Genomic DNA, 25738 nt, shown 5'->3' with positions numbered 1-25738 from the left:
ATGGTGAGGGGATCAGGCGGCGAACCCGCGCGCGGCGCGCAGGATGCGTTCGATGTCCCCGTGATTGTTGTAGGCGCCGACGGACAGGCGCAGGTAACCATACTCGACAATGCTCGCCACCACACCCTCGCGGGCCAGGTGCGCCAGCGCGGCGGCCGGATCGGCCACGCGTACGGCCGTGGTGGTGCTGCGCAAGGCGTCGTCGGCCGGGGATACTACCTGCAGCCCCAGTGCGCGTAAACCATCGCTCAATGCCGTGGACAGCTCCATCACCCACGGTTCGATGCGTTCAGGCTGCGCCCATTCAATGAGATCCAGCGCGCCGGCCAGGCCGGCGATGCCGGGATAGTTCAGGTTGCCCGATTCCAGGCGGCGGGCATCGCCCGCGTCCGACACGGCCACTTGCCATTGCAGGCCGGCCTTGCCCAGCGTGGTCACTTCGGATGGGCCGATGTAGAGCGGGTCCAGCGCGTCCAGCAGCCTGGGCGACACGTGCAGGAAGCCCACGCCCAAGGGGCCCAGCAGGCCCTTGTGCGCGCCGCTGGCAAAGGCATCCACGCCCCAGGCATCGACCTCGGCGCGCAAAAGGCCCGCGCCCTGCACGCCATCGACCACCAGCCAGATGTCGCGTTCGGCGCAGCGCCGGCCGAGCTCGGCGATGTCGGTGCGCAGGCCCGTGCCGTACTGCACCCATGACACCGCGATGAGCCGTGTGCGGGCATCGACGTGCTGCCACAGGTCGTCAACCGTATAGCGGCCGGCGCGCGACGGCGGCACGCGCACCTGCACGCCGTGGCGGCGCAGATTGAGCCACGGCAAGGCGTTGGTGGGGTGTTCCTGGTCGTCGACGATGAGGTTGTCGCCCTCTTGCCAGGCCAGGCCTTGTGCGACGGTGTTCAGGCCTTCGGTGGTGTTCTTGGTAAAGGCCACGCGGCGCGCGTCGCCGCCGATCAGGCGGGCCAGGCGCGGGCGCAAGGCTGCCGCGTCGCGCAGCCATTGCGGCTTGTCGCTGCGGGCATGCGTGATGCCGTCAAAGAAGTCCGCCACCGCAGCGGCCACCTTGGGCGCCAAGGGGCTGGTGTAGGCGATGTTGGCGTAGGCCTTGTCGCGTGTGATGGGAAACAACTGCCTGAATTCGTCCTGCCAGCTCATGCGCGACCTTCTTCGTCTATGCAACTTGGTATGGACGGATTCTAGGTATATGACGCGAATCTGGATAAGGCTAAGTTCTCATAACCATATGACCATATAGTCGCTCGCCGCACGGGTGCGCCACCCTAGAATTCATGCCTTTCTTGCATATAACGAATACGGGAACGGCATGCGGTTGATCTCTCTTCTCAAGACCGCCGGTGTGGCGGCGGCGCTGGCTTATGCCGGCGCGTCCACGGCAGGCGTCACGGTCGACGCCATCAAGAAACGCGGCGAACTGGTGTGCGGCGTGAGCCAGGGCTCGGCGGGCCTGTCCATTGCCGACAAGCAGGGCCGCTGGACGGGCCTGGATGCCGACCTGTGCCGCGCGCTGGCCGCCGCCGTGCTGGGCGATGCCGAGAAGACCCGCTTCGTGCCGCTCAGTTCGCAGCAGCGCTTTCCCGCGCTGCAAGGCGGCGAGATCGACGTGCTGAACCGCAACACCACCATCACCTCGGGCCGCGATGCGGGCCTGGGCATCGTGTCCGCCGGCATCGTGTTCTACGACGGCCAGGGCTTCCTGGTGCCGCGCAAGCTGGGCGTGAAAAGCGCTGCCGAGCTGGATGGCGCGCAGGTCTGCGTACAGCCGGGCACCGTCAACGAACAGAACCTGGTCGACTACTTCAAGAAGAACAAGCTCACCTATCGCCCCGTGGTGATCGAGAACCTGGTGGAGCTGGAACAGGCCTTCTACGCCGGCCGCTGCGACGTCTATCTGTCGGATGCGTCCACGCTGGCCGCCAGCCGCGCCGCGCGCGCCGCCAATCCGGACGACTTCATCATCCTGCCCGAACGCATCAACAAGTCGCCGCTGGGCCCCTTCGTGCGCCAGGACGATCCGAACTGGACCGCGATCGTGCGCTGGACGGTGAACGCGCTGGTGGCCGCCGAAGAACTGGGCATCACGTCCAAAAACGTCGACAGCCAGGCGCAGAGCACCGATGCCCAGGTGCGCCGCCTGCTGGGCCTGGACCCGGGCATCGGCAAGAGCTTCGGCCTGGACGAAGGCTGGGCCCGCAACGTCATCAAGGCGGTGGGCAATTACGGCGAAGTGTGGGACCGCAACCTGGGCGCGGCCACGCCGCTCAAGCTGGAGCGCGGCCTGAATGCGCAGTGGAACAAGGGCGGCCTGCTGTATTCGCCGCCGTTCCAATGACATGATCGCCACCCTTGCCCTGCCCGCGAGCCCCGCCCTGAGGCGCTGGCTGCCCGCCCTGGCCTGGACCCTGGCGCTGGGGGGCATGGCCGCCGTGCTGATCCTGCACATCGAATCCGTGCAGGCGGCGCGCGGCATCCGCGGCGGCTTCGGCTTCCTGTTCCAGCCAGCGGGCTTTCGCATTTCGGAAAGCCTGCTGCCGGTCACGCCCGAAGATCCGTACTGGATGTCGCTTGCCGCGGGGCTGGTCAATACGCTGACGGTGGCGTTGGTGGCCATCCCCGTGGCGACGCTATTGGGCATCGGGCTGGGGCTGCTGCGCCTGTCGTCGCAGGCGCTGGCCGCGCGCACCGCCGCGGCCATCATCGCGCCGCTGCGCAACACGCCGGTGCTGCTGCAACTGTTCGTCTGGTATGGCCTGCTGCTGCGCCTGCCGGATGCGCGGCAGGCCTGGCAGCCGCTGCCATCGGTGCTGCTGTCCAACCGCGGGCTGGCGCTGCCCGCCCTGCACGGGTGGCTGCCGTATGCGCTGGCGGCGCTGGGCGCGTTGCTGGCCGGCTGGCTGGCGCACAGGCGGTGGGGCCGCGAGATCGGTTCTCGCTCAGGTCGGCTCGCCCAAGGCGCCACGTGGCTGCTGCCACTGGCGCTGGCCCTGCTGGCCTGGACGTTGCTGCCACCGGTGCAGGTCGATTTGCCCGTCCGGCGCGGCCTGGGCCTGCAAGGGGGCTGGCAGCCCAGCATCGAATTCGCCGCGCTGGCCATCGGCCTGATCGTGTTCCACGCCGCCTACATCGCCGACATCGTGCGCGCCTCGGTGCGCGCGGTGCCGGTCGGCCTGGTGGAAGCGGGCCAGGCCATGGCGTTGACCCCGGCCAGCGTCTTGCGCCGGGTCATCGCGCCCTACGCCGCGCGCGTCGCCCTGCCGCCGTACGCCAACCAGTGCCTGGCGCTGGTCAAGAACAGCACGCTGGCGATTGCCATCGGCTACCAGGAACTGATGGCCGTGATCAACACCGCCATCACGCAGACCGGCCTGGCGCTGGAAGGCATTGCCCTGGCCGTCGCCGTGTACCTGGGCCTGGCGCTGGCGCTGGGCGGCGCCCTGTCCACCTGGAACGCGCGCCATGCGCGTCATGGCCCCGGCGACAGCCACGGCGCCCGCCTGGGCGACCGGCCGGGCTTGCCGCTCCTGGGCGGGGACGCGCGCCGAGCACCCCCCTGGCGCCGTTGGCTGGGATCGGCCGTGGTGGCCGTGCTGCTGGCCACCGCTGCCTGGTCTGTACTGGATTGGGCCGTGCTGCGCGCGGTGTGGCACGGCGCGCCGGCCGAGTGCGCCGCGGCCGCCGGCGCCTGCTGGGCCGCGGTGACCGACAACGTGCCGCTGCTGCTGTTCGGCGCCATGGCGCCAGAGGACCGGCCCCAGGCCCTGGTCGCTTGCGCCGCGCTGCTGGCCGGCGTGACGGTGGCCTTGGGCGCCGGCCGCCTGCCGGCGCGCGTGCGCCTGGCGCTGATTGCGCTGGCGCTGGCCGTGACGCTCGGCGCGCTGTCCGGAATGCCCTGGGGCACGGCCATCGGCCCGTTGCGCTGGGGCGGCCTGCTGGTGACGCTGATCCTGGCGATCTCGGCGCTGGTGGCGGCGGTGCCGCTGGCGTTCGGGTTGGCGCTGCTGCGCCGTTCGGGCAGCCGTGGCGGGTCGCTGGCCGCCGCTGCCTTGATCGAGGCCGTGCGCGGCGTGCCGCTGGTCACGCAATTGCTGTTTGCCTCGTTCGTGCTGCCGCTGCTGTTGGGCGGCGGCGTATCCAAGTTCAGCATGGCGCTGGCCGCGCTGACGCTGCACACCGCATGCCTGCTGGCCGAGGTGCTGCGCGGCGCCTTGCAGGCCATCCCCGCGGGCCAGATGATGGCAGCGCGGGCGCTGGGCATGCGCCCCGCCGTGGCGTATTGGACGGTGATCTGGCCGCAGGCGCGCCGCATCGCCGCGCCCGCCGCGCTGGGGGTGTTCGTCGGCGCGGTGAAAGACACGTCGCTGGTCAGCATCATCGGCGTGTTCGACGTGCTGGGCGCGGCCAAGTCGGTGGTCGCGGGCACCGACTGGCGGCCCTATCACGTCGAGGTCTACCTGGCCGTGGCGTTGCTGTATTTCGCGGCCAGCCTGGCGCTGTCGCGCGTGGCGCGGGCCATGGAAGGCCGGCGGGGTTGAACTGGCCTGGCTAGGGCACCGCCGCCAGCCGTTCCAGCCAGGCGGGACGAGGCGCGGCGTCCAGCCAGTTCTTCACGATCAGCCCCAGTTCGGTGTCACCCGAAATGCGCAGCCGGCGCTGGAAGAACAGCGTGTCGGCATCGGTCTCGGCGCGCATCAGCGCCAGCAGGTCGGCCAGCCGCGCGCCCAGTTCCAGCTCGCAGGGCGACGCGTCCCAGCGCGGGCGGAAGGCGCCGCCCCGCACCGCGAAGCCGCTGCGCAAGCCCAGGTCTTCGATGGTGATGGCAAAGCTGCGGCCGTCCAGTTCCGGCGGCGGCGCCAGCCATTTCAGGCGCCGCGCCAGTTCCAGTCCGGCCGCGAAATGCAGCGAGGCCAGCGGCGCCGGCACGCGGCGCCCCAGGCGTGCCACCAAGGACGGCAAGGTGAAGGCGGCGTGGTTCATGCGCGCTCCTGCCAGGCGATGCCCGACTGGCCATGGAAATAGCCGTTGCAGCGGCCGATGCCGGCAGGCGGCGCCACCTCGTTCTGCACCCGGCCTTGGCGCACGGCGTCCAACGCGGCGATGGCATCCAGCGTGCCGCTCGATTGCGGGCTGACGCGCAGCACCTGCGCGCCCAGGTCCGCCAGGTACGCTGCCTGGTCCAGCAGATCCAGGCATGCGGCCGACTGCACCTGGATGCCGTTGATCGCCAGGAATTCGTGCGATTCGCGGGTCCGCATGTCCAGGCCGTCGGGATGCTCGATGCAGCGAAAGCCGCAGTCGTCCTTCTTCAGGCGGAAATGGCGCGCGGTAAAGCAGCGGGCCGAAAATGCCAGCGCCATGCGGCCCCACACCATGACTTCGGCCTGCAAGCCCGCCGGCCGCTCGGCCAGCAGCCGGGCCAGCGCGTTCACATGCATTTCCAGCGGCGCCACGAAGCGCGCCGCGCCTCGCGCGGCCAGCCATTCCAGCGTACCGCCGTGGTAGGCGTTCATGTGTGGGCCGGCCACGAACGGCCGCCCGCCCAGGTGGCGCAACGCGCCGACCTCGCCGGCTTCCACCATGAAGTCGCCCTGTTCGCACAGGCGCCGCAACGCCGCAGCCTCGGCGCCGGTTTCGATCAGCGTGCGGGCCGACAGCACCACGTCCTTGCCGGCGGCGCGCAGGTCGCGCGCCAGGTCCAGCCAGTCGTCGGCGCGCAGCTCGTGGCGTCGGCTACAGACGGTTTCGCCCACGTAGACGATGTCGACGGGGCTGTCGGCCAGCGCCGCATAGCATTCCAGCGTGCGCGCACGCGGCCAGTAATACAGCAGCGGACCCGCCGAAATGCGGAAAGCCTTGGGTGTCATTTCCATGGACGTTCGAATGCGCCTTGCGTGACTTGGGAACCCTCGGCATGGCGCGCCAGCATGGCGTTCCAGTCGGGGCGTGGGGAATAGCGGTTGGGGTCGGCATGGGCGCTGTCCAGCGCCGCGCGCAGCGTGGACACCACTTGCGTGACGTAGGCCGGGCTGCGCTGGCGCCCTTCTATCTTCACGGCCGACACGCCCATTTCGGCCAGCTTGGGCAACAGGCCGATGGCGTTCAGGCTGGTCGGTTCTTCCAGCGCGTGGTCGGCGTGGCCGTCGACCTCGAAGCGGCCCTTGCACAGCGTGGGGTACGCGGCCGGCTCGCCGGGTTCGTAGCGGTCGATCAGGATGCCGTTCAGGCGCGCGTCCAGGCGGCCGTCCTGCTCGACCCAGCGCACCGCGCCGGCCGGCGAACAGACGCCCTTGTTGTTGGGCGAATCGCCGGTGACATATGAAGACAGCAGGCAACGTCCTTCGGCCATGACGCACAGGCTGCCGAAGCCGAACACCTCGACCTCGACGCTGACGTTGGCGCAGATGCGTGCAATTTCGGCCAGGGTCAGCACGCGCGGCAGCACCACGCGGCGGATGCCGAACTGCGCTTTCATCAGCTCGATGGCGTCGGCGTGGGTGGCCGAGCCTTGCACCGACAGATGCAGCCGCAGGTCGGGATAGCGATCGCGGGCATAGCCCAGCAGGCCGGCATCGGCCATGATGACGGCGTCGGCGCCCAGCGCGCAGGCGGCATCGACCGCCTCGCGCCATTCGTGGCCGCGGCCGGGCTGCACAAAGGTATTGATGGCGAACAGCACCTGGCGGCCCTTGGCATGGGCCAGGGCAACGCCCTCGCGGATATCGCTTTCGGTGAAATTGAGCCCGGCGAAATTGCGGGCGTTGGTGGCGTTCTTCAGGCCCAGATAGACGGTGTCGGCGCCTGCCTCGATCGCCGCCTTCAGCGCGGCCAGGCTGCCGGCGGGCGCCACGAGTTCCAACGGAGAGGTTCGGGTATGCATGCCGGCCAGTCTAGGGGCCGGCCGGCGGCAAAGCCTTGTCGAAGATCAAATGCCCTGGCAACGAGCTAGGTCAAGCGTCACGCGGCGGCCGGTTCAGGCCGCGTCGTCGCCATGCAGGCCGTGCTCGACCGCGTACACGGCCACTTGCACCCGGCTGGTCAGGTTGAGCTTTTTCAGTACGTTCTGCACATGGATCTTGACCGTGCTTTCGCTGACATCGAGTTCGCGTGCGATGACCTTGTTGCTGGCGCCGCGCGCCAGGCACTGCACGATCTGGCGTTCGCGCGCGGTCAGGCGATGGCGTTCGGCCTGCCCCGGCGGCGCCTGGGCGGCCAGGTTGGCCTGGCCGCGGAATTGTTCGACCAGCTTGGCCGTCATGCTTTCGGCAATGACGGGTTCGCCGCCCGCCGCGCGGCGGATGGCCGAGGTCAGCACGTCGGCATCGATGTTCTTGAGCAGGTAGCCGCGGGCGCCGTCGCGCAGCGCCTGGCCCAGCTCGTCGGCTTCTTCGGACACGGTCAGGATGATGACCGCGCTGCCCGGCACGTCCTGCGTCAGCAGTTGCAGCGTTTCCAGGCCAGACAGGCCCGGCATGTTCAAGTCCAGCAGCACCACGTCGGGCTTGAGTTCCTTGGCGCGCTTGACGCCTTCGACCCCGTCGCCGGCTTCGGCCACGATTTCGAAATCGGGCTGGCGTTGCAACAGCAGGCGCATCCCCGAGCGGAACAGGGTGTGATCGTCGACGAGCAGGATACGGATGGGCATGGTCTTGATGGGCTCAGGCGGCCTGGCGTTCGGCGCCGGGCAGCAGCAGCGCGATGTGCGTGCCGTGGCCGGGACGGGATTGCATTTTAATCGTGGCTTGCATGCGCGCGGCGCGTTCGCGCATGATGTGCAGGCCGACGTGGGCCTCGCCGCGGCGCGCCACTTCGGCCGGGTCGTAGCCCTGGCCGTTGTCGATGATGTCCAGGCTGAAATCGCGCGCGTTGTGCACGCGGATCTCGACCCGATCGGCCTCGGAATGCTTGCGCACGTTGGACAGCGCTTCCTGCAGGATGAACAGCACCTGCAATTGCTGCTCGGGCGGCAGCGGCGCGCCCTCGCCCTGCTGGAACGCCAGCGTGACGGACAGGCCGGTCTGGCGGCGAAAGCGTTCCACCGTGTCCTGCATGGCGTCGCGCAGATCGCCCTGGCCCAGCTTGCTGCGGAAGTTGGTCAACAGCTCGCGCACGTCCTGGTAGCTTTCGTCCACGCCAGTGCGCAGCAGCGGCAGGATCTCGTCGATCTCGGCCTGGTCGCCGCGCTTGACCGCCGCGTCCAGCAATTGCAGTTGCAGGTTCAGGAAGTTCAGCCCCTGCGCCAGGCTGTCGTGCAGGCCCTGGGCTACCAGCCCGCGCTCTTGCACCACGGCCAGCTGGCGCGCCTGGGCGGAAAGGCGGCGGTTGTCCAGCGCCACGCCCAGGTGCTGCCCCAGGGTTTCCAGCAGCTGCGATTCGGACGGCGCCAGTTGCCGCGGGTTGCGGAAATGCAGCGAATACGAGCCCAGCACCTCGTCGCGGGTCACGATGCGAAACACGGCCACGCTGGCAAAGCCGTCGCGCTGGCAGTTCAGGTCTTGCGGCGCCGGCGCCTGGCGCAGGTCCTGAATGACGATCACGCCGGCCTGGCGCGTGGCCACGCCGCAGTAGCAGTCGTCCACCCGCATGCAGTGTTCGGATTCGACCAGGTCTTCGGACAGGCCCACCGACACCACCAGGTTGAGCGTGTCGTTGTCCGGGTCCAGCGCGCGGATGCTGCCGCCTTCGGCATCGAATTGCAGCATCACCCGGCGCAGGAAGCCCTGGCACATGGCCTCGATCTCGTTGGGCTGGTTCAGGAAGGCGGCCATGTCGTACAGCGCGCCGATGTCGCGGTTCTGCGCGGCCAGCTGGGCGGTCTTTTCGCCTACCCGCTGCTCCAGTCCCGTGTACAGGCCCTGCAATTCGTCGGCCATGCGGTTGAAGCCACGCGCCAGCACGCCGAATTCGTCGCGGCTTTCGACTGGCAGGCGGGTGCTGAATTCGCGCGCCGCCATGCGCTGCAGGCCGTCGCGCAGCCGCAGCACGGGCGAGATGATCCACAGGTACAGCAGGTAGATCATGGCCAGGGTGCCGGCGCTGGCAATCGCCGCCAGCACGCCCTGCGACAGCCGCAGCGACGTGGTCTTGCCGGCATTGTCCTGCTCGATCATGCGCACCAGGGCGTCCGCGCGGGCCACGAAATCGGGCAGCGTTTCCAGGTAGTCGGCGGCGTCTTCGCGTTCGATGGCACGCGCCGCCGCCGGCCGCATGATGCTGCGCCAGTAATCGGCCACGCCCAGCCATTGCTCGCGGATGGCCGGATCGTTGGGAATGAACAGCGGCCGCGCCGGGTTGCCGCGCGCCAGCCGGGCGATGGTGTCGTCCATCAGGCGCAGCTGTTCGTCGGTGCGGACCTGCCGGCCAGCCTGCGGCCGCATCAGTTCCACCGCCACCCGGTTGGCGCGCATGCGCAAGCTGCCGGTATCGTTGATGGCCGCCCCCGCGCCTTCCAGCTGCCACGACAGCCACAGCGTCCAGCTGACCATGCTGAGCACCACGATCAGCGCCACCAGCGAACTGGCGATGATGCGGGTGGACAGGCGATGTCGCGACGACGGCAGGCCGTCGGCATCGGCGGGGGTGGAAGACAGGGGCATGGAAGCGGGACTTGCAGGGACTTTCGAGGAAAATCGCAGACGATCAGTGTAGTTCAGTCCCGCCCGACCGTGCGCCGGATGAACGCGGCCACCGCCGCTGGATCGTTCAGGGGCAGGCACGGCAAGGCCGTGTCCAGCGCGGCGTCGGTCACCACCGCCAGGAAGCCGGGGTCGTCCCCGTGCAGCGGCGGCTTGCCCAGCGCCGGCCGGTAGACCTCGATGCGCGGAATGTCGGCCGCCTTGAAGCCTTCGACCAGCACCAGGTCGGCCGGCGCCAGCCGGGCCACCTGCTCTGCCAGCGACGGTTCCGGCGCATCGCGCAGTTCATGCACGATGGCGTAGCGAAAAGGCGAGGCCACCATCACTTCGCGCGCCCCGGCCAGGCGAAAGCGCGCGCTGTCTTTTCCGGGCGGCTCCATCTGGAAATCGTGGTGGCTGTGCTTGATGACGCTGACCGCCAGCCCGGCCGCGCCCAAGAGCGGCAGCATGGCCTCGATCAGGGTGGTCTTGCCGCTGCCGGAGCGGCCGGCGATGCCGAATACGGGGGTCATGCTGGCTCCGTGAACAAAGGACACACGATGGGCAGAAACGCGTCCGCCCGCGCCGAGTATGCCAGCAAAGCCCCCGCCACCAGGTCGAAATACCAGCCGTGCAGGGTCAGGTCGCCCGCCGCCACCCGCCGCCCCACGCAGGGCAAGGCTTCCAGGTTGCGCAGCGAAATCAGGATGGACGCCTGCTCGCAGGCCCGCCGCCGCTCGGCGCGGGACGCCTCGGGCATCTGGCTCAGCACGCGCTGGCGGGCCGGTTCGGCGATGTCCATCCAGCGGTTCAGGTAGTCGGGGTCGCCGTCGCTGCGGGCGGGCCGGTCCATCAGCGCGCGGATGCCGCCGCATTGCGCGTGGCCCAGCACGATGATCCGGCTGACCGCCAGTTGTTCGACGGCGAACTGGATCGCGGCCAGCACGCCGTGGTGGCCCTGGTCGCGGTCGGCCGGCGGCACCAGGTTGGCCACGTTGCGCACGGTGAAGATGTCGCCGGGGTCGCAGCCCAGCAGCATGGCCGGGTCGACCCGCGAATCGCAGCAGCCCACCAGCAAGGTACTGGGATGCTGGCCGTCGCGCAGGTTGCGGTACAGCGACGGGGTGGCTTCATAGTATTGGTGCTGGAAGCGCTGGAAGCCGTCGACCAGCCGTTCGATGTCACCCATGCGTTGGCCCATGCCTTACCCTCCCGTCTGCGACATGAAGCGCACGATGCGCTCGGGCCGGGCGTTGAATTCGTGCCTTTCCGGCTTGGCGGCGATACCGGCCCGGATCGCCGCTTGCAGCTCGGCATCGCTGGCCCCGCCGCGCAGCAGGCGGCCCAGCGGCATCTGGTCTTCCTGGCCCAGGCACAGGTACAGCGTGCCGTCCACGCCCAGGCGGACGCGGTTGCAGGTCGCGCAGAAGTGCCGCGACAGGGGCGTGATGACGCCCAGGGCCGGCGCCCCGGCGCCCGCCGTCCAGTAGCGCGCCGGGCCAGCGCCCTGCCCGGCCAGCGCCGGCACCAGGCCATGCTCGGCCGCCAGCCGCGCGCCCAGGGCGCCCAGGTCGGCATGGGTGTAGCGGCGGCCGCTGTCACCGATGGGCATGGGTTCGATCAGGCGCAGGATGAAGCCCTGCGCCAGCGCGTAGCCCAGCAGCCGGCGCACGTCGGCTTCGGGCGTGGCGGCGTGCACCACGCTGTTGAGCTTGATGGGGGCAAAGCCGGCGTCGCGGGCCGCCATCAGGCCGGACAGCACCGCGTCCAGGCAGTCGCGGCCGGTGATGCGGGAGAATTCGGCGGCGTCCAGCGTGTCCAGGCTGATGTTGAGCCGGCTGACCCCGACCGCGCGCAGCGCCCCGGCATGTCGAGCCAGCTGGGTGCCGTTGGTGGACACCGACAGGTCGGCTACGCCGGGCAGCGCCGCGATGGCGCCCGCCAGGTCCGCCACGCCGCGACGCAGCAAGGGTTCGCCGCCGGTCAGGCGCACCTTGCTCACGCCCAGCCCGGCGAACAGGCCCACCAGCCGCGCCATTTCGTCATGGCGCAGCCAGTTGGCGGGCGTCTCGAATCCCTTGAAGCCCTTGGGCATGCAGTAGCCGCAGCGCAGGTCGCAGCGGTCGGTGACCGATACCCGCAGGTAGTCGATGCGGCGGCCATGGCCGTCAACCAGCCCCTGCGGCGCCGGCGCGGCGCCCAACGAATCGCTTGCCGGTCGCGGGTTCATGACGGACTCCCGAAGACCCGGTCGTCCTCTGCCCCGCCCAGGTCGATGCCGCGCACGTCGGCGCGCTCGACCAAGAGCTTCACGTACTGGCGCCAGGCAGTGTCGCGGCTGAGCGCCGACAAGGCCGCGGCGATCTGCTCGCGCACCTCGTCAAAGCGCAGCCGCCGCCCCTCCACCCGCCGCGTCACCCGCACGATATGCAGGCCATGGCGGGTTTGCAGCACCTGCGGCAACAGGCCGCCGGCCGGCAAGGCGAACACCGCCTTTTCGAATTCAGGCACCGTGTCGCCGCGCCCCAGCTGCCCCAGGTTGCCGCCCAGCGCGGCCGAGGGGCAATTGGACTGCTGCCGCGCCACCTCGGCAAAGCGCGACGGATCGGCCAGCAGGTCCGCCAGCACCGCGTCGGCATGGGCGCGCAGCATGTCCAGGTTCACGCCCGGCGTGACCTGGAACAGGATGTGGTCGGCCTCGATCAGTTCGCCCACCACGAAGCGCTGCGGGTGGGACTGGTAATAGCGCAGGCAGGCGTCCTCGTCGGCCTCGGGCGTCGGGGCCTGGCGGTCCAGCAAGGCGCCGATGATCTCGTCCTCGCGGGCCAGATCCGGGGTGACGTCCAAACCCGGGGCGGCGCCCGGATCTGCACGGCGGTCGGCTCCCGAGCGCACGCCCTGCCCTTGATCCACGCCCTGCCGCGCCGCCTCGTCCAGCAGCACGCGCCGCAGCACCAGCGCCGTGATGGCGGCGCGCATGGGGTTGGCGGCATCCGCGTGCCGCGGCAGTTCTTGTTCCAGCTCGGCGTCGTTCAGTTCGACGCCATTGACGATCACAGGCATGTCCGGCTCCTTGGAAAACACGCCTCAGCGCGGGCGCACTAGTTGCCAAGCGCGGCCCAGGTAGCCCAGCGACGCAAAGCCGCTCCAGACATGCACCAGCCGGGTGAAGGGAAAGATCACGAACAGCGTCAGGCCCATGAACAGGTGCGCCTTGAACAGCAGCGGCACGTCGGCGATGTGGCTGGCGGCGTCGCCGCGCAGGGTCACGATGTGCTGCGCCCAGGTCATCAGGCGCACCATCATCTCGCCGTCCATGTGGCCGGCCGACAGCGCAATGGTCGACAGGCCCAGCAGCAGGGTCACCAGAATCCACAGCAACAGCAGCTTGTCGCCAGGGCGGGTGGTCTTGCGGATGCGCGGGTCGCTCAGGCGGCGGTGGATCAGGATCAACAGGCCGATCAGACACAGCCCGCCCATGACGCCGCCGGCCACCATGGCCACCGTCTGCTTGAGCGTGTGCGACACGCCCAGCCAGTCCCACACCGCCACGGGTGTCAACAGGCCCGCCAGGTGGCCGAAGAACAGCCCCAGGATGCCGATGTGGAAAAGGATATTGCCCAGCCGCAGCTGGCCGCGGTGCAGCAGCTGCGAGCTGTCCGTCTTCCAGGTGTATTGCTCGCGCTCGAAGCGCGCCAGGCTGCCGAGCAGGAACACCGTCAGCGCGATGTAGGGGTAGATGCCGAAGAGGAACTGATTCAGGGAATTCATGATGCTTGGGTCCTGAAAAGACGGGGATTCAATGGGCGGCTGGCGCGCGCGGATAGAACCGCACCGCCTGCGCGCCATCGCCCGAGAACGGCCGCAAGAGCGGCTCGACGCCATCGGGGCCGGCGCCGAAGGTTTCCATCGCCTCGTCCATGTCGCGCACCGGCGGCGCGGTCTGTTCGCGCGGCGTCACCCGCGACAGGCCGCGCAGCACGGCAAACACGCTGGCATAGGGGCTTTCGCTGCGGGCCAGGCGCGCGCCCACCGCCGCCAGCACGTGGATGGCCTCGTCCAGCAGGTCCTGCGCCACGGCCGGGTCGATCACGCCCAGGAATTCCAGGAACAGCGGTACGTGGTCCGGCAGTTCGGACACCACCGGCTCGAAGCCATGGCCGCGGTAGGTATCCAGCAGGTCTACCATGGCCTGGCCGCGGTCGCGGCTTTCGCCGTGCACGTGTTCGAACAGGTGCAGGGAGTGCGCCCGGTTGCGGTCGAAGGTGGCGACGTAGGTTTCCTGCAGGGCAATCAGGTCGTGGCTGGCCAGATGGGCAACCAGCGGTTGCAGGGTTTCCTCGGCGTCCGGGTGGGCGGCCAGCCGTTCTTCGAGTTCGGGTAGCGCATCCACCAGGTCCTGTTCGGGGTAGCAGAGCAGCGCGGAAAGCAGTTGATAGAGTTTCATGGCGTTTCTCCTGGGTCAGGCCGTGGCGGCCTTCTTGCGCGACTTAGGCATGTCGATGAAGATCTCGCTGCCCTGCGGCTTGCGGCCGAACAGCGTGCCTTCCGACACCCCGCCCGAGCAGCCGTTGCCGAAGGTGAAGCCGCAACTGCCCTTTTCGTTGAAGCTGTCTTCGACGATTTCCTTGTGGCTGCTGGGCACCACGAAGCGGTCTTCGTAGTTGGCGATCGCCATGATGCGGTACATGTCCTGCACGGTGGCATCCGTCAGGCCCACCTGTTCCAGCAACGCGGTGTCGCGTTCGCCATGCACGGTTTCCGACCGTTTGTAGGCGCGCATGGCCAGCATGCGTTCCAGCGCCTGCAAGACCGGCGCTTCCTTGCCGGCGGTCAGCAGGTTGGCCAGGTAGCGCACCGGAATGCGCAGGCTGGCCACGTCGGGAATCATGGCGCTCTTGCCCAGCGTGCGCTGCGGCATCTGGCCGGCTTCGGCCGCCGTCTGGATGGGCGACAGCGGCGGGATGTACCAGACCATCGGCAAGGTGCGGTATTCGGGGTGCAGCGGGAAGGCGACGCGCCACTGCACGGCCATCTTGTAGACCGGCGACTGGCGCGCGGCCTCCAGCCACGATTCGGGGATGCCCTGTTCGCGCGCGGCGGCGATCACCTCGGGCGAATGCGGGTCCAGGAACAGGCCCAGTTGCGATTCGTACAGGTCCTGCTCGTCGCCCACGGCGGCGGCGCGTTCGATCTGGTCGGCGTCATACAGCAGCACGCCCAGGTAGCGGATGCGGCCCACGCAGGTTTCCGAGCACACCGTGGGCTGGCCGGCTTCGATGCGCGGATAGCAGAAGGTGCACTTCTCGGCCTTGCCGCTGTGCCAGTTGTAGTAGATCTTCTTGTACGGGCAGCCCGAGATGCACATGCGCCAGCCGCGGCATTTGTCCTGGTCGACCAGCACGATGCCGTCGTCTTCGCGCTTGTAGATCGAACCCGACGGGCAGCTGGCGACACAGGCCGGGTTCAGGCAGTGTTCGCACAGGCGCGGCAGGTACATCATGAAGGTGTTCTCGAAGGTCGAGTACATCTCTTTCTGCACGCCTTCGAACAGCGCGTCGCGGCTGCGCGCGGCGAATTCGCCGCCCAGGTCGTCTTCCCAGTTCGGGCCCCAGACGATCTTGTCCATCTTCTTGCCGGTCAGCACCGACACCGGGCGCGCGGTGGGCGGCGTCTGCGACAGGGGCGCGTTCTTCAGGTGTTCGTAGTCGAAGGTAAAGGGTTCGTAGTAGTCGTCGATCTGCGGCAGGTTGGGGTTGGCGAACAGGTTCGCCAGGATGCGCAGCTTGCCGCCCTGGCGCGGTTCCAGCTTGCCGGCCGCGGTGCGCTTCCAGCCGCCCTGCCACTTTTTCTGGTTTTCCCATTCCTTGGGATAGCCGATGCCGGGTTTCGTTTCGACGTTGTTGAACCAGGCGTATTCGACGCCGTCGCGGCTGGTCCAGACGTTCTTGCAGGTGACCGAGCAAGTGTGGCAGCCGATGCACTTGTCCAGGTTCAGCACCATGCCGATTTGGGCGCGTATCCTCATGATTGCTTCTCTTCCAGTTGCGTTGCGGCGGCGGGGTCTTCCACCAGCGGGCCTTCCATCCAGTCCACTTTCTTCATCTTGCGCAGCACCACGAATTCGTCGCGGTTGGCGCCCACGGTGCCGTAGTAATTGAAGCCGTAGGCCTGCTGCGCGTAGCCGCCGATCATGTGCGTGGGCTTGAGCACCGTGCGCGTGACCGAGTTATGGATGCCGCCGCGCTTGCCGCTGGTTTCCGCGCCCGGCACGTTCACGATCTTTTCCTGGGCGTGGTACATCAGGCACATGCCCACCGGCACGCGCTGGCTGACCACCACGCGGGCGGTCAGCGTGCCGTTGACGTTGAAGACCTCGACCCAGTCGTTGTCGACCAGCCCGGCTTGCTTGGCCTCGGTCTCGGACACCCACACATGGGGGCCGCCGCGGCTGAGCGTCAGCATGCGCAGGTTGTCGGAATAGGTGCTGTGGATGCCCCATTTCTGGTGCGGCGTCAGCCAGTTCAGCACCAGTTCCTTTTCGCCATTGGGGTAGCGGCCCAGCATCGGCGCGATGGTCTTGGTGTCGATGGCGGGCTTGTACACGCACAGGCCTTCGCCGAAATCCAGCATCCAGCGGTGATCCTGGTAGAACTGCTGGCGGCCGGTGAGGGTGCGCCATGGAATCAGCTCGTGCACGTTGGTGTAGCCGGCGTTGTAGCTGACCTCTTCGCTTTCCAGGCCCGACCAGGTGGGCGCCGAAATGATCTTGCGCGGCTGCGCCTGGATGTCGCGAAAGCGGATCTTGTCGTGCTCGCGGCCCACGGCCAGGTGGGTGTGGTCACGCCCGGTGATCTTGCCCAGCGCTTCCCAGGCCTTGACCGACACGTGGCCGTTGGTCTCGGGTGCAAAGGTCAGGATCATCTCGGCCGCGTCGATGGCGGTGTCCAGCCGCGGCCGGCCCTGGCTTACGCCCGCCTCGGCCACGTTGTCATTGATGCCGCCCAGTTCGTGCACTTCGTGCTCGGTGTTCCAGTTGATGCCCTTGCCGCCGTTGCCCAGCTTGTCCAGCAGCGGGCCCACCGACGTGAACTTGCGGTAGATGTCGTTGTAGTCGCGTTCCACCACCGTCATGTTGGGCGCCGTCTTGCCCGGCACCAGGTCGCACTGGCCCTGCTTCCAGTCTTTCGGCTCGAAGGCCTGGCCCAGCTCTCCCGGGGTGTCGTGCATCAGCGGGGTCAGCACCAGGTCGCGGCGCTTGCCCAGGTAGGGGCCGCCGATGTCGCTGAACTTCCTGGCAAGCAGCTTGTAGATTTCCCAGTCGGTCTTGCTTTCCCACAGCGGCTGCACCGCTTCGCTCAAGGGGTGGATGAACGGGTGCATGTCCGACGTGTTCAGGTCGTCTTTCTCGTACCAGGTGGCGGTGGGCAGCACGATGTCGCCGTACAGGCAGGTGGTGCTCATGCGGAAGTCCAGCACCGTCAACAGGTCCAGCTTGCCTTCGGCCGCGTCTTCTTCATAGGTGACTTCGGTCGGCCGGATCGCGTCGCCCTCGTCGCCGAAGACGGCGTTCTGCGTGCCCAGCAGGTACTTCAGGAAGTACTCGTGGCCCTTGCCGCTGGAACCCAGGATGTTCGAGCGCCACACGAACATGTTGCGCGGGAAGTTGGCGGGGTCGTCGGGGTTTTCGCACGACATTTTCAGCGCGCCGGACTTGAGCTGTTCCGCGGCGAAGGCCACCGGGTCCTTGCCGGCGGCCGCGGCCTGGTCGGTCAGGTCCAGCGGATTGGTGCGCAGCTGCGGCGCCGACGGCAGCCAGCCCATGCGCTCGGCGCGGGCGTTCAGGTCGATCATGCTCAGGTCGCCATAGCGGCCGCGGTCGGCGGTGGGGCCCAGCACTTCCTGCACGTGCAGCTTTTCGTGGCGCCATTGGCTGGTGTGGGCGTAGAAGAACGAGGTGCCGTTCATCTGGCGCGGCGGGCGCACCCAGTCGGACGCAAACGCCAGCGGCGCCCAGCCGAACTGCGGCCGCAGCTTTTCCTGGCCCACGTAGTGCGCCCAGCCGCCGCCGCTCTTGCCCACGCAACCGCACATCATCAGCATGTTGATGATGCCGCGGTAGATCATGTCCATGTGGTACCAGTGGTTCAGGCCGGCGCCCACGATCACCATCGACTTGCCTTCGGTGTCGTGCGCGTTCTGCGCGAACTCGCGCGCCACCTGAATCACCTGCGCGCGCGGCACGCCGGTGTGCTTTTCCTGCCAGGCCGGGGTGTAGGGCACGTCATCGTCATACGACGTGGCCACATTGCCGCCGCCCAGACCGCGGTCCAGGCCGTAGTTCGCCATCTGCAGGTCATAGACGCTGGCCACCAGGGCCTCGCTGCCGTCCGCCAGGCGGATGCGGCGGGCCGGCACGTTGCGCACCATCAGGTCGTCGTGTTCGGCGCCGAAGTACGGAAAGCCCACGCCCACCACGGCATCGGCCCGGTCGATCAGGCTGAGCACCGGCTCGATCTCGCGGCCGCTGCCGCCGTCGCGCGATTCCAGGTTCCAGCGGCCGACCTTCTCGCCGCCGTTGACCGCGCCCTCGCCCCAGCGGAAACCGATGCTGCCGTTGGGCGCCACCAGATCACCGCTGGCGGCATCGATGACCAGCGTCTTCCAGTCGGGGTTGTTCTGTTCGCCCAGCGCGCCGTCCAGGTGCGAGGCGCGCAGGAAATGGTCGGGCGCGTAGAAGCCGTCGCGTTCCCGCAGCAGCACGAGCATGGGCATGTCGGTGTAGCGGCGCACGTAGTCGCGGAAATAGGCCGAGGCGCCCGACAGGTGGAATTCCTTCAGGATGACGTGGCCCATGGCCATGGCCAGCGCGGCGTCGGTGCCCTGCTTGGGCGCCAGCCAGATGTCGCCGAACTTGACCATTTCGCCGAAGTCGCTGGATACCGCCACCGTCTTGGTGCCCTTGTAGCGGACCTCGGTGTAGAAGTGGGCGTCGGGGGTGCGCGTCTGCGGCACGTTCGAGCCCCACACCATCAGGTAGGTCGAGTTGTACCAATCGGCCGATTCCGGCACGTCGGTCTGCTCGCCCCAGACCTGCGGGCTGGCCGGCGGCAGGTCGCAGTACCAGTCGTAGAAGCTCAGACAGGCGCCGCCCAACAGGCTCAGGTAGCGGGCGCCGGCGGCGTAGCTGACCATCGACATGGCGGGAATCGGCGAAAAGCCGATCAGGCGGTCAGGGCCGAATTGCTTGATGGTGTAGGCGTTGGCGGCGGCGATCATTTCCATCGCCGTGTCCCAGTCGGTGCGCACGAAGCCGCCCAGGCCGCGAACCGACTTGTAGCGCTTGGCGCGCACCGGGTCCTGGCTGATCCATTCCCAGGCCACGATGGGGTCCATGGTCTTGCGGGCCTCGCGCCACATTTCCATCAGGCGGCCGCGCATCATCGGGTACTTCACGCGCTGGGCGGAATAGACGTACCAGCTGTAGGACGCGCCCCGCGGACAGCCGCGCGGCTCGTGGTTGGGCAGGTCGGGCCGCGTGCGCGGGTAGTCGGTCTGCTGGGTTTCCCAGGTGATCAGGCCATTCTTGACGTACACCTTCCACGAGCAAGAGCCCGTGCAGTTCACGCCGTGGGTCGAGCGCACCACCTTGTCGTGTTGCCAGCGGGCGCGATAGGCGTTTTCCCACTTGCGGTCTTCATTGACCAGCTCACCGTGACCGTCCGCGAAGGTGGATTTCACCCGCGACATGAACTTCAACCGGTCCAGAAAATGACTCATTATGGTTCTCCAAGGGCGCCGGGTTTGCCGGCGCGTACTGCCATCAGTGCTGTCCAGACCACTTTAGGCGCGGGCCCGGCGGGCGACCATTCGCCAGTGGCATAGGCCGGGCGCGGCAGAGTGACTAGTCACCCCGGCCAGCCCGGCGCTTCAGCAGGGCACCGGCGCATTACGGCGCGCGTAGTACCACCAGGTGATCACCATGCACGTGGCGTAAAAGCCGATGAAGCACAGCAGCGCGGCCTGCGCGCCGCCCGTCAGGTCCAGCGACGTGCCGAAGCTGCGCGGGATGAAAAAGCCGCCATAGGCGCCGATCGCGCCGGAAAAGCCCAGCACTGCCGCGGATTCACGGGCCGCGTCCGTCAGCGCCTGCTTTTCCGCCTTGGCGCCCTTGCCTTGCGCGGCCTGGGTGCGTTCGCGCAGGAAAATCACGGGAATCATGCGGAAGGTGGACCCGTTGCCCACGCCGGTCAGCGCGAACAGCACGATGAACATGGCCAGAAAGCCGTTGAAGTCACCGCCCTGCCCGTGCACCGGCAGGAACGCCATCACGCCCAGCACGGCGGCGATCATGCCGGCGAAGGTAAACAAGGTGACCCGCGCGCCGCCCAGTTTGTCGGACACCCAACCGCCCACCGGCCGGGTCAGCGAGCCGACCAGCGGCCCCAGGAAGGCATAGGTCATGGGGTCCACCTGCGGGAACAAGGTCTTGGTGAGCATGGCGAAGCCCGCCGAAAACCCGATGAACGAGCCGAAGGTGCCCACGTACAACCAGCACATCAGCCAGTTGTGCTTGCGCTTGAAGATCACGGCCTGGTCGGCAAACGACGCGCGCGCATCGGCGATGTCGTTCATGCCGAACCAGGCGGCCAGTGAGGCCAGCGCAATGGGCAAGACCCAGATGAAGCCGGCGTTCTGCAGCCACAGGCTGCGCGGCGCGTCGCCCGCCACCGTCTGCGGATCGCCGCCCAGGGCGCCGAACATGCCCACCGAGATCACCACCGGCACCACGAACTGCGCCAGCGACACACCCAGGTTGCCGATGCCGGCGTTCAGCCCCGTCGCCAGGCCCTTCTTTTCCTTGGGAAAGAAAAAGCTGATGTTGGCCATGCTGGAACTGAAATTGCCGCCGCCCAGGCCGCACAGCAGCGCCAGGATCAGCAAGGTGGGAAACGAGGTGGTCGGATCACGCAGCGCAAACCCCATGCCCAGCGCCGGAATCAGCAGCGAGGCGGTGGAGATCGCCGTCCACTTGCGGCCGCCGAACACCGGCACCAGGAACGAATAGAAGATGCGCAGCGTGGCGCCCGACAAGGCGGGAAGCGCGGTCAGCCAGAACAGCTGGTTCTTGGACAGCATGAAGCCGGCGCGGTCCAGGTTGACGACCACCACGCTCCAGAGCATCCAGATGCTGAACGCCAGCATCAGCGCGGGAATCGAGATCCACAGGTTGCGATTGGCGATGCGCGCGCCGGTCTGTTTCCAGAAGCCGGGGTTTTCCGGCTCCCAGCGCGCCAGGACATGGGTAGACATAGGGTTCTCCGATCAGGGACGGGGTCAGGCGGCTTGCCGCCGGGCAATGGCGGCGCTTTCGGGCCGGAAACTGAAATGCATGAAGATGAGCGAGACGCAGACCGTGCCGTACAGCAGCATGAAGGCGCTGGAGCGCACACCGGTCAGGTCCAGCAGCACGCCGAACAGGATCGGCAGCACGAAGCCGCCCAGGCCGCCGGCCAGGCCGACGATGCCGGACACAGCGCCGATGTTGTCGCTGAACTCATCCGAGATGAACTTGAAGACCGAGGCCTTGCCGATCGCCATCGCGATGCCCACCACGAACAGCAGTACGGTGAAGCTGGTGGGGCCCAGGGCGATGTCGAACTGGCGCGGGCCGCCGGTGGTCAGCACAGTGAAATGGGTCTGCGGATAGCTCAGGATGAAGAACGCCACCCAGCACACCCACATCACCCACCAGGTGGTCTTGTAGGCGCCGTAGCGGTCAGAGATCCAGCCGCCCAGGGCGCGCAGCACGCCGCCCGGCAGGGAAAAGCAGGCTGCCAGCAGCGCCGCCAGCTTCATGTCGAAGCCGTATTCGCCGATGTAGTACTTGGTCATCCACAGCGCCAGCGCCACGTAGCCGCCGAACACCACCGAGTAGTACTGGCAGTAGCGCCACACCCGCGGGTCCTTGAGCATGGCGAACTGGGCCGACAGGCTGGCCCCGCCCGCCACGCGGTGCGAGGGGTCCGATGCCGAGAACAGCCAGAACAGGATCGCCGTCACCAGCAGCGCCACGGCATATACCTGCGGCACGATCACCCAGGCGCCGCCCGCGGCCGCGATCAGCGCAGGCGCCACGAACTTGGTGATGGCCGAACCCGAATTGCCGGCGCCGAACACGCCCATGGCCAGGCCCTGCTTGCTGCGGGGAAACCAGCGCGCCACATAGGGCGTACCGACCGAGAACGACCCGCCGGTCAGGCCCACGAACAGCGCCAGCACCAGGAACTGCCAGTACTGCGTGGCATAGGACAGCAGCCAGATCGGCACCACCGCCAGCAGCATCAGCACGAAGAACACGGGCCGGCCGCCGTAGCGGTCGGTCCAGATGCCCAGCGGCACGCGCACCAGTGAACCGGTCAGCACCGGCATGGCGGCCAGCAGGCCGAATTCGGTTTCAGACAGGCCCAGCTGGGCCTTGATGGGAATGCCCAGCACCGCAAAGATCATCCACACCGCAAAACAGATGGTGAAGGCGAAGGTGCTGGATACCAGGACCCGCATGGGCGCGCTGGCCGAGGGGTGAGTTGATGCCATGGTGATTCTCGCTAGTTGTGCACTCGGATACGACTGCACCCAGCGTAGGCATGCCGGGCGCGGCCCACCATTGCCCACCCGACCAAACACCCCCTGCCGTTGTGACTAGTCACCCCCGGGAAGCGGCCGTGTTTGCGCTGGATCAACCCGCCGCGCTGGCCGCCGGCCGTTCAACGGTATTAATATGTATTTGAAATGAATGTTTATCGCCGCCATGGCGGCCACGACGGGCAAAGACCCCATGAACACCCTGCTGACCCTGGAAGAACCCGCTGCGCCCCGCGATCAGAATCGCCCGCCGGCGCCCGACTGGCGCGCCTTCACGGAAATGGGCTTTCGCCCGCTGTACCTGGCCGGCTGCGCCTGGGCGCTGGTTTCCGTGCTGCTCTGGGTGTTCGCGCCCGCCCGGCTGACGGGCGTGTTGACCGCCATGCCTTGGCACGCCCACGAGATGCTGTGGGGCTTTGTCGCCACCATCGCGGTGGGCTTTCTGCTGACGGCGGGCGCCAACTGGACCGGCAGGAATCCCCTGCGCGGCCTGCCGCTGGCGCTGCTGTGCGGGGCCTGGCTGGTGGCGCGCGCAGCCTACCTGGCGCCGGGCACGGCGGCGCTCTACGTCGCCGCGGGTGCCGACCTGCTGTTCTTCCTGTGGGGCGCCGCGGCGCTGGGCCGTTCGGTCTGGGTCACGCGCAACCGCCGCAATTACGGCGTGCCGCTGCTGTTGGTGGCGCTGGCCGCCGCCCACGTGCTGTATGTGCGCGCGGTGCTGGCCGGCGACTACCTGGCGCTGATGCGCTACTTCAATGCGGGCTTGCTGAGCATGGCGGTGCTGACCCTGCTGATCGCGCGGCGCGTCATCCCCTTCTTTGCCAAGCGTGCGGTCGCCGGCCTGGAGATTGCCCCGCATACCCGCAGCGGCCATTGGCAGCTGGCCACGGGCGTGCTGGCCATCGCCTGCCTGCTGGCCGGCGTGCCGCGCGCGGCCGCACTGTTGCTGGCGGCCACGGGCCTGATTGCGCTGGCGCAATGGCTGGCCTGGAAGCCCTGGGCCGCGCGCCGCGTGCCCTTGCTGTGGATTCTGTACGCGGGTTATGCCGGCCTGGGCATCGGCCTGCTGGTAGGCGCGGCGCAACTGGCCGGCTATGTGGGACGGCCCGCCTGGCCCGCGCACGTCATTGGCGTGGCCGGCTTTTCCGTGCTGATCCTGGGCATGGCCACGCGCACCGCGCTGGGCCACCTGGGGCGGCCGCTACGCACCGACCGCAGCATGGTGCTGAGCTATGCGTTGGTGATCCTGGCGGCGCTGCTGCGCCTGGCGGCATTGCTGCCCACCGCGGGTGCACTGAGCCTGCTGCACGCGTCGGCTGGTGCCTGGGCGCTGGCGTTCGGGCTGTATCTGTGGCGCTTTACGCCGTGGATGATCCGGCCGCGCTTTGACGCGCCGGCCAAGGGCGCGGCGCCGATGATGCGCATCGTGCCGGCGGGGCCGCGGCAGGCGCCCTGAGCGTCTTGAGCGCCTTGGTCCGCAAAGGCCTCGACCGGATTACGCGCGGTCGTCGCGCCGCTTATTCGCGTCCAGCTGCTTCTTCATGGCCTTCAGCCAGGCCTTGACCTGCTGCATGTCCACGAACTGCGTCAGCTCGAATTCCAGTTCGCCGATGTATTCCTCGGCGTCTTCGATCTCGGCGGCCAGGTCTTCCATCAGCTCGGCCGGGTCGATGTCCTGATCCGGATCGAAGTGAAAGCGGGCCGCGAAGTGCTCTTCGACCGCCAGCAGTTCACGCCGCACCGCGGCCAGTTGCGCCGCCAGGTCCGGGCCCGGATCGGGTTCAGCCGGCACCGCCAGCGCCAGGGTCACCGCATGGGCCTGGATTTGCGCCAGTTCGTCGGCCACCTCGGCATCGAAGTCCGACCCGCTGTGCTTCAAGTACACGGCCTTGAGCCGGTCCACGTCGCAGTCGGCCGGCGTGCCGTCCAGCACGATGGCCGCCAGCGTCTCTTGCCCCAGCTGCTGCACCAGTTCCGAGGCCAATTCGCGTTCGGCGCGGGTCAGCTCTTTCTGCTTGCAGGCATGGTCAAAGCACAGCACCAGCTTGGCCTTCAGTTCCAGCGCGGCTGATTCCAGGGGCGCCAGCACGTCTTCGAACTGCTTCTGGTAGGCGGGTTCCACCTCGCGCCACAGGCGCAGCTTGGCGCGCGCGGCGTCCAGTTCGAGCGCGAGCGCTTCGGGAGATTGTTCTGGCATGGCTGAAACCTGTTCGATGAATGCGGCGCACCGCGCGCCACGGCATGATTGGACGGCATTTTATCCCTGCGGGCGCACGCTTGCCGATTCCAGCCCCTGTCCCCACCCTGCGGCCATGGCCCGCACCTGCTGCACCGGGTCGGCCGCCAGGACCTGCTGGTTGCGGGTCCGGCACACGTCGGGTTCCGTGACGAACAGGGCCTGCGCAAACCCGCGCGCCTGTTGCGTCAACTGCGCGGTCTTGGGCCCCCGAATTCGAGTGAAACGCTGCAACGCGGCGTCCAGGGTGGCGCCGGCCTCTTCCAGGCAACGCGCCAGGTGCCAGGCATCTTCCAACGCCTGGCAGGCGCCTTGCCCCGACGTGGGCAACGGCGCATGCGCCGCATCGCCCACCAGCAGCACGTTGGCCCGGCTCCAGACGGGTAGCGGCTCCAGGTCGTGCACGGCAATCAGCCGCAAGGCCGCCGTGGGCGTGGCCTGGATGATCCGGGGAATCGGCCCCGCCCACTGGCCAAAAAGGCGTTGCACGTCGGCGCGCAGATCCGTCGCCCCGGCCTCGGCAAGACCTGGTGCATTGGGCCGCGCCTGGGCCGCGGCCCAATACACCAGGTCTTGCCGGACCGGCACCAGGCCGAAGCGCTCGCCCACGCCCCAGTAGTCCTGGATGGCCATATCGTCCACCAATGCGCCGGCGTCCGACGCCACGCCTATCCAGTTCACGAAGCCCTGGTAGACCGGCGCGTTGTCGCCCGCCACGAAGCGGCGCGCGACCGAACCCATGCGGCCATCGGCGCCGATGAGCAGGTCGGGCCGAATGCGCACACCGTTCTCGAACGTGGCCACGGCCCTGCCGCCATCGTCCAGGTCGATCGCCATGGCGCGGTGGCCATACAGGACGTCGATCCCGGCCCTGGCAGCGTGGTCCAACAGCACGGCCAGCAAATCGCGCCGCAGGATCGTATGGGTGGGATACCCCATCAACCGGTCCAGCAGCCCGATATCCATGCCTCCCAGCGACTGGCCCGCCGAGTCCAGGCGGCGCATCGCCACCGGCCGCCCCCCGACCCGGGCGACGTCGCGCAACAACCCCAGCTCGTCCAGCACCAGGCCGGCATTGGGCCACAGCGTGACGCCGGCCCCCATGGTGGCCGGCCCGTCGCCGCGCTCGTAGACCGTGGGCCGGTGCCCCAGCCGATGCAGGGAAAGCGCGACGCTCAAGCCCGCCACGCCGCCGCCCACGATGCCGATGTCCATGTTGAAGACTCCTTGGTAT

General features: G+C 68.3%; 21 protein-coding genes. 3 read left to right on the top strand and 18 right to left on the bottom strand.

Going from position 1 to position 25738, the window contains the following annotated elements; genetic code table 11:
- Positions 1 to 12: 12 nt before the first annotated feature.
- Positions 13 to 1152: an aminotransferase class V-fold PLP-dependent enzyme gene (locus AC3WMR_RS07260; RefSeq protein WP_492263376.1), complete on the bottom strand. Its 1140-nt coding sequence runs from the start codon at positions 1150 to 1152 to the stop codon at positions 13 to 15.
- 169 nt (positions 1153 to 1321) lie between these two features.
- Between AC3WMR_RS07260 and AC3WMR_RS07255 the strand changes: the two genes are divergently transcribed.
- Together AC3WMR_RS07255 and AC3WMR_RS07250 are read left to right on the top strand one after the other, a co-directional pair.
- Entirely contained in the window at positions 1322 to 2347 is a 1026-nt protein-coding gene (locus AC3WMR_RS07255; RefSeq protein WP_492263375.1) for an amino acid ABC transporter substrate-binding protein, read from the top strand.
- A gap of 1 nt (position 2348) precedes the next feature.
- The gene (locus AC3WMR_RS07250; RefSeq protein ID WP_492263374.1) at positions 2349 to 4547 is read left to right on the top strand and encodes an ABC transporter permease subunit; all 2199 of its coding nucleotides are present in this window, start codon (positions 2349 to 2351) and stop codon (positions 4545 to 4547) included.
- Positions 4548 to 4557: 10 nt separating this feature from the next.
- On the opposite strand, the gene ubiT is transcribed toward AC3WMR_RS07250, so the two are convergent.
- The 15 genes from ubiT to AC3WMR_RS07175 form a co-directional block, all read right to left on the bottom strand.
- Positions 4558 to 4989, bottom strand: coding sequence for a ubiquinone anaerobic biosynthesis accessory factor UbiT (gene ubiT, locus AC3WMR_RS07245; protein ID WP_492263373.1), 432 nt, complete (start codon positions 4987 to 4989; stop codon positions 4558 to 4560).
- Entirely contained in the window at positions 4986 to 5876 is an 891-nt protein-coding gene (locus AC3WMR_RS07240; protein ID WP_492263643.1) for a U32 family peptidase, read from the bottom strand. Before AC3WMR_RS07240 ends, ubiT begins: the two co-directional genes overlap by 4 nt.
- A complete protein-coding gene (gene ubiU, locus AC3WMR_RS07235) occupies positions 5873 to 6889 on the bottom strand; it encodes a ubiquinone anaerobic biosynthesis protein UbiU (RefSeq protein ID WP_492263372.1) in 1017 nt (338 codons plus the stop codon). Before ubiU ends, AC3WMR_RS07240 begins: the two co-directional genes overlap by 4 nt.
- Before the next feature lie 93 nt (positions 6890 to 6982).
- Entirely contained in the window at positions 6983 to 7654 is a 672-nt protein-coding gene (locus AC3WMR_RS07230) for a response regulator (RefSeq protein WP_492263371.1), read from the bottom strand.
- A gap of 13 nt (positions 7655 to 7667) precedes the next feature.
- Complete coding sequence (locus AC3WMR_RS07225; protein ID WP_492263370.1) at positions 7668 to 9605, bottom strand: type IV pili methyl-accepting chemotaxis transducer N-terminal domain-containing protein; 1938 nt, start codon at positions 9603 to 9605, stop codon at positions 7668 to 7670.
- A 53-nt stretch (positions 9606 to 9658) separates the two neighbouring features.
- On the bottom strand, positions 9659 to 10156 hold the full coding sequence (gene mobB / locus AC3WMR_RS07220) for a molybdopterin-guanine dinucleotide biosynthesis protein B (protein WP_492263369.1): 498 nt from the start codon (positions 10154 to 10156) through the stop codon (positions 9659 to 9661).
- Positions 10153 to 10812, bottom strand: coding sequence for a carbonic anhydrase (locus AC3WMR_RS07215; protein ID WP_175196123.1), 660 nt, complete (start codon positions 10810 to 10812; stop codon positions 10153 to 10155). Before AC3WMR_RS07215 ends, mobB begins: the two co-directional genes overlap by 4 nt.
- 15 nt (positions 10813 to 10827) lie before the next feature.
- Complete coding sequence (moaA, locus tag AC3WMR_RS07210) at positions 10828 to 11853, bottom strand: GTP 3',8-cyclase MoaA (RefSeq protein WP_492263368.1); 1026 nt, start codon at positions 11851 to 11853, stop codon at positions 10828 to 10830.
- Positions 11850 to 12686, bottom strand: a complete 837-nt coding sequence (locus tag AC3WMR_RS07205) for a peptidylprolyl isomerase (RefSeq protein ID WP_492263367.1) — start codon at positions 12684 to 12686, stop codon at positions 11850 to 11852. Before AC3WMR_RS07205 ends, moaA begins: the two co-directional genes overlap by 4 nt.
- Before the next feature lie 24 nt (positions 12687 to 12710).
- Positions 12711 to 13394 (bottom strand): respiratory nitrate reductase subunit gamma, encoded by a 684-nt coding sequence (narI, locus tag AC3WMR_RS07200; protein ID WP_025138548.1) that lies wholly within the window; start codon positions 13392 to 13394, stop codon positions 12711 to 12713.
- 28 nt (positions 13395 to 13422) lie between these two features.
- A complete protein-coding gene (gene narJ / locus AC3WMR_RS07195; protein WP_492263366.1) occupies positions 13423 to 14070 on the bottom strand; it encodes a nitrate reductase molybdenum cofactor assembly chaperone in 648 nt (215 codons plus the stop codon).
- 15 nt (positions 14071 to 14085) lie between these two features.
- A complete protein-coding gene (gene narH, locus AC3WMR_RS07190) occupies positions 14086 to 15651 on the bottom strand; it encodes a nitrate reductase subunit beta (RefSeq protein WP_492263365.1) in 1566 nt (521 codons plus the stop codon).
- The gene (locus AC3WMR_RS07185) at positions 15648 to 19403 is read right to left on the bottom strand and encodes a nitrate reductase subunit alpha (RefSeq protein ID WP_492263364.1); all 3756 of its coding nucleotides are present in this window, start codon (positions 19401 to 19403) and stop codon (positions 15648 to 15650) included. The genes narH and AC3WMR_RS07185 overlap by 4 nt, the downstream gene beginning before the upstream one ends.
- 150 nt (positions 19404 to 19553) lie before the next feature.
- Complete coding sequence (locus tag AC3WMR_RS07180) at positions 19554 to 20936, bottom strand: NarK family nitrate/nitrite MFS transporter (RefSeq protein WP_492263363.1); 1383 nt, start codon at positions 20934 to 20936, stop codon at positions 19554 to 19556.
- Positions 20937 to 20960: 24 nt separating this feature from the next.
- On the bottom strand, positions 20961 to 22220 hold the full coding sequence (locus AC3WMR_RS07175; protein WP_025138553.1) for an MFS transporter: 1260 nt from the start codon (positions 22218 to 22220) through the stop codon (positions 20961 to 20963).
- 241 nt (positions 22221 to 22461) lie between these two features.
- Between AC3WMR_RS07175 and AC3WMR_RS07170 the strand changes: the two genes are divergently transcribed.
- The gene (locus tag AC3WMR_RS07170) at positions 22462 to 23724 is read left to right on the top strand and encodes an NnrS family protein (RefSeq protein ID WP_492263642.1); all 1263 of its coding nucleotides are present in this window, start codon (positions 22462 to 22464) and stop codon (positions 23722 to 23724) included.
- 39 nt (positions 23725 to 23763) lie between these two features.
- On the opposite strand, the gene AC3WMR_RS07165 is transcribed toward AC3WMR_RS07170, so the two are convergent.
- Entirely contained in the window at positions 23764 to 24465 is a 702-nt protein-coding gene (locus tag AC3WMR_RS07165; protein WP_492263362.1) for a hypothetical protein, read from the bottom strand.
- Between the two features lie 60 nt (positions 24466 to 24525).
- Positions 24526 to 25719: an FAD-dependent oxidoreductase gene (locus AC3WMR_RS07160; RefSeq protein ID WP_492263361.1), complete on the bottom strand. Its 1194-nt coding sequence runs from the start codon at positions 25717 to 25719 to the stop codon at positions 24526 to 24528.
- Positions 25720 to 25738: the final 19 nt, after the last annotated feature.

This window comes from Achromobacter sp. FW305-C-28, assembly GCF_058783235.1.
This window is presented reverse-complemented; position numbering and strand designations above follow the sequence as displayed.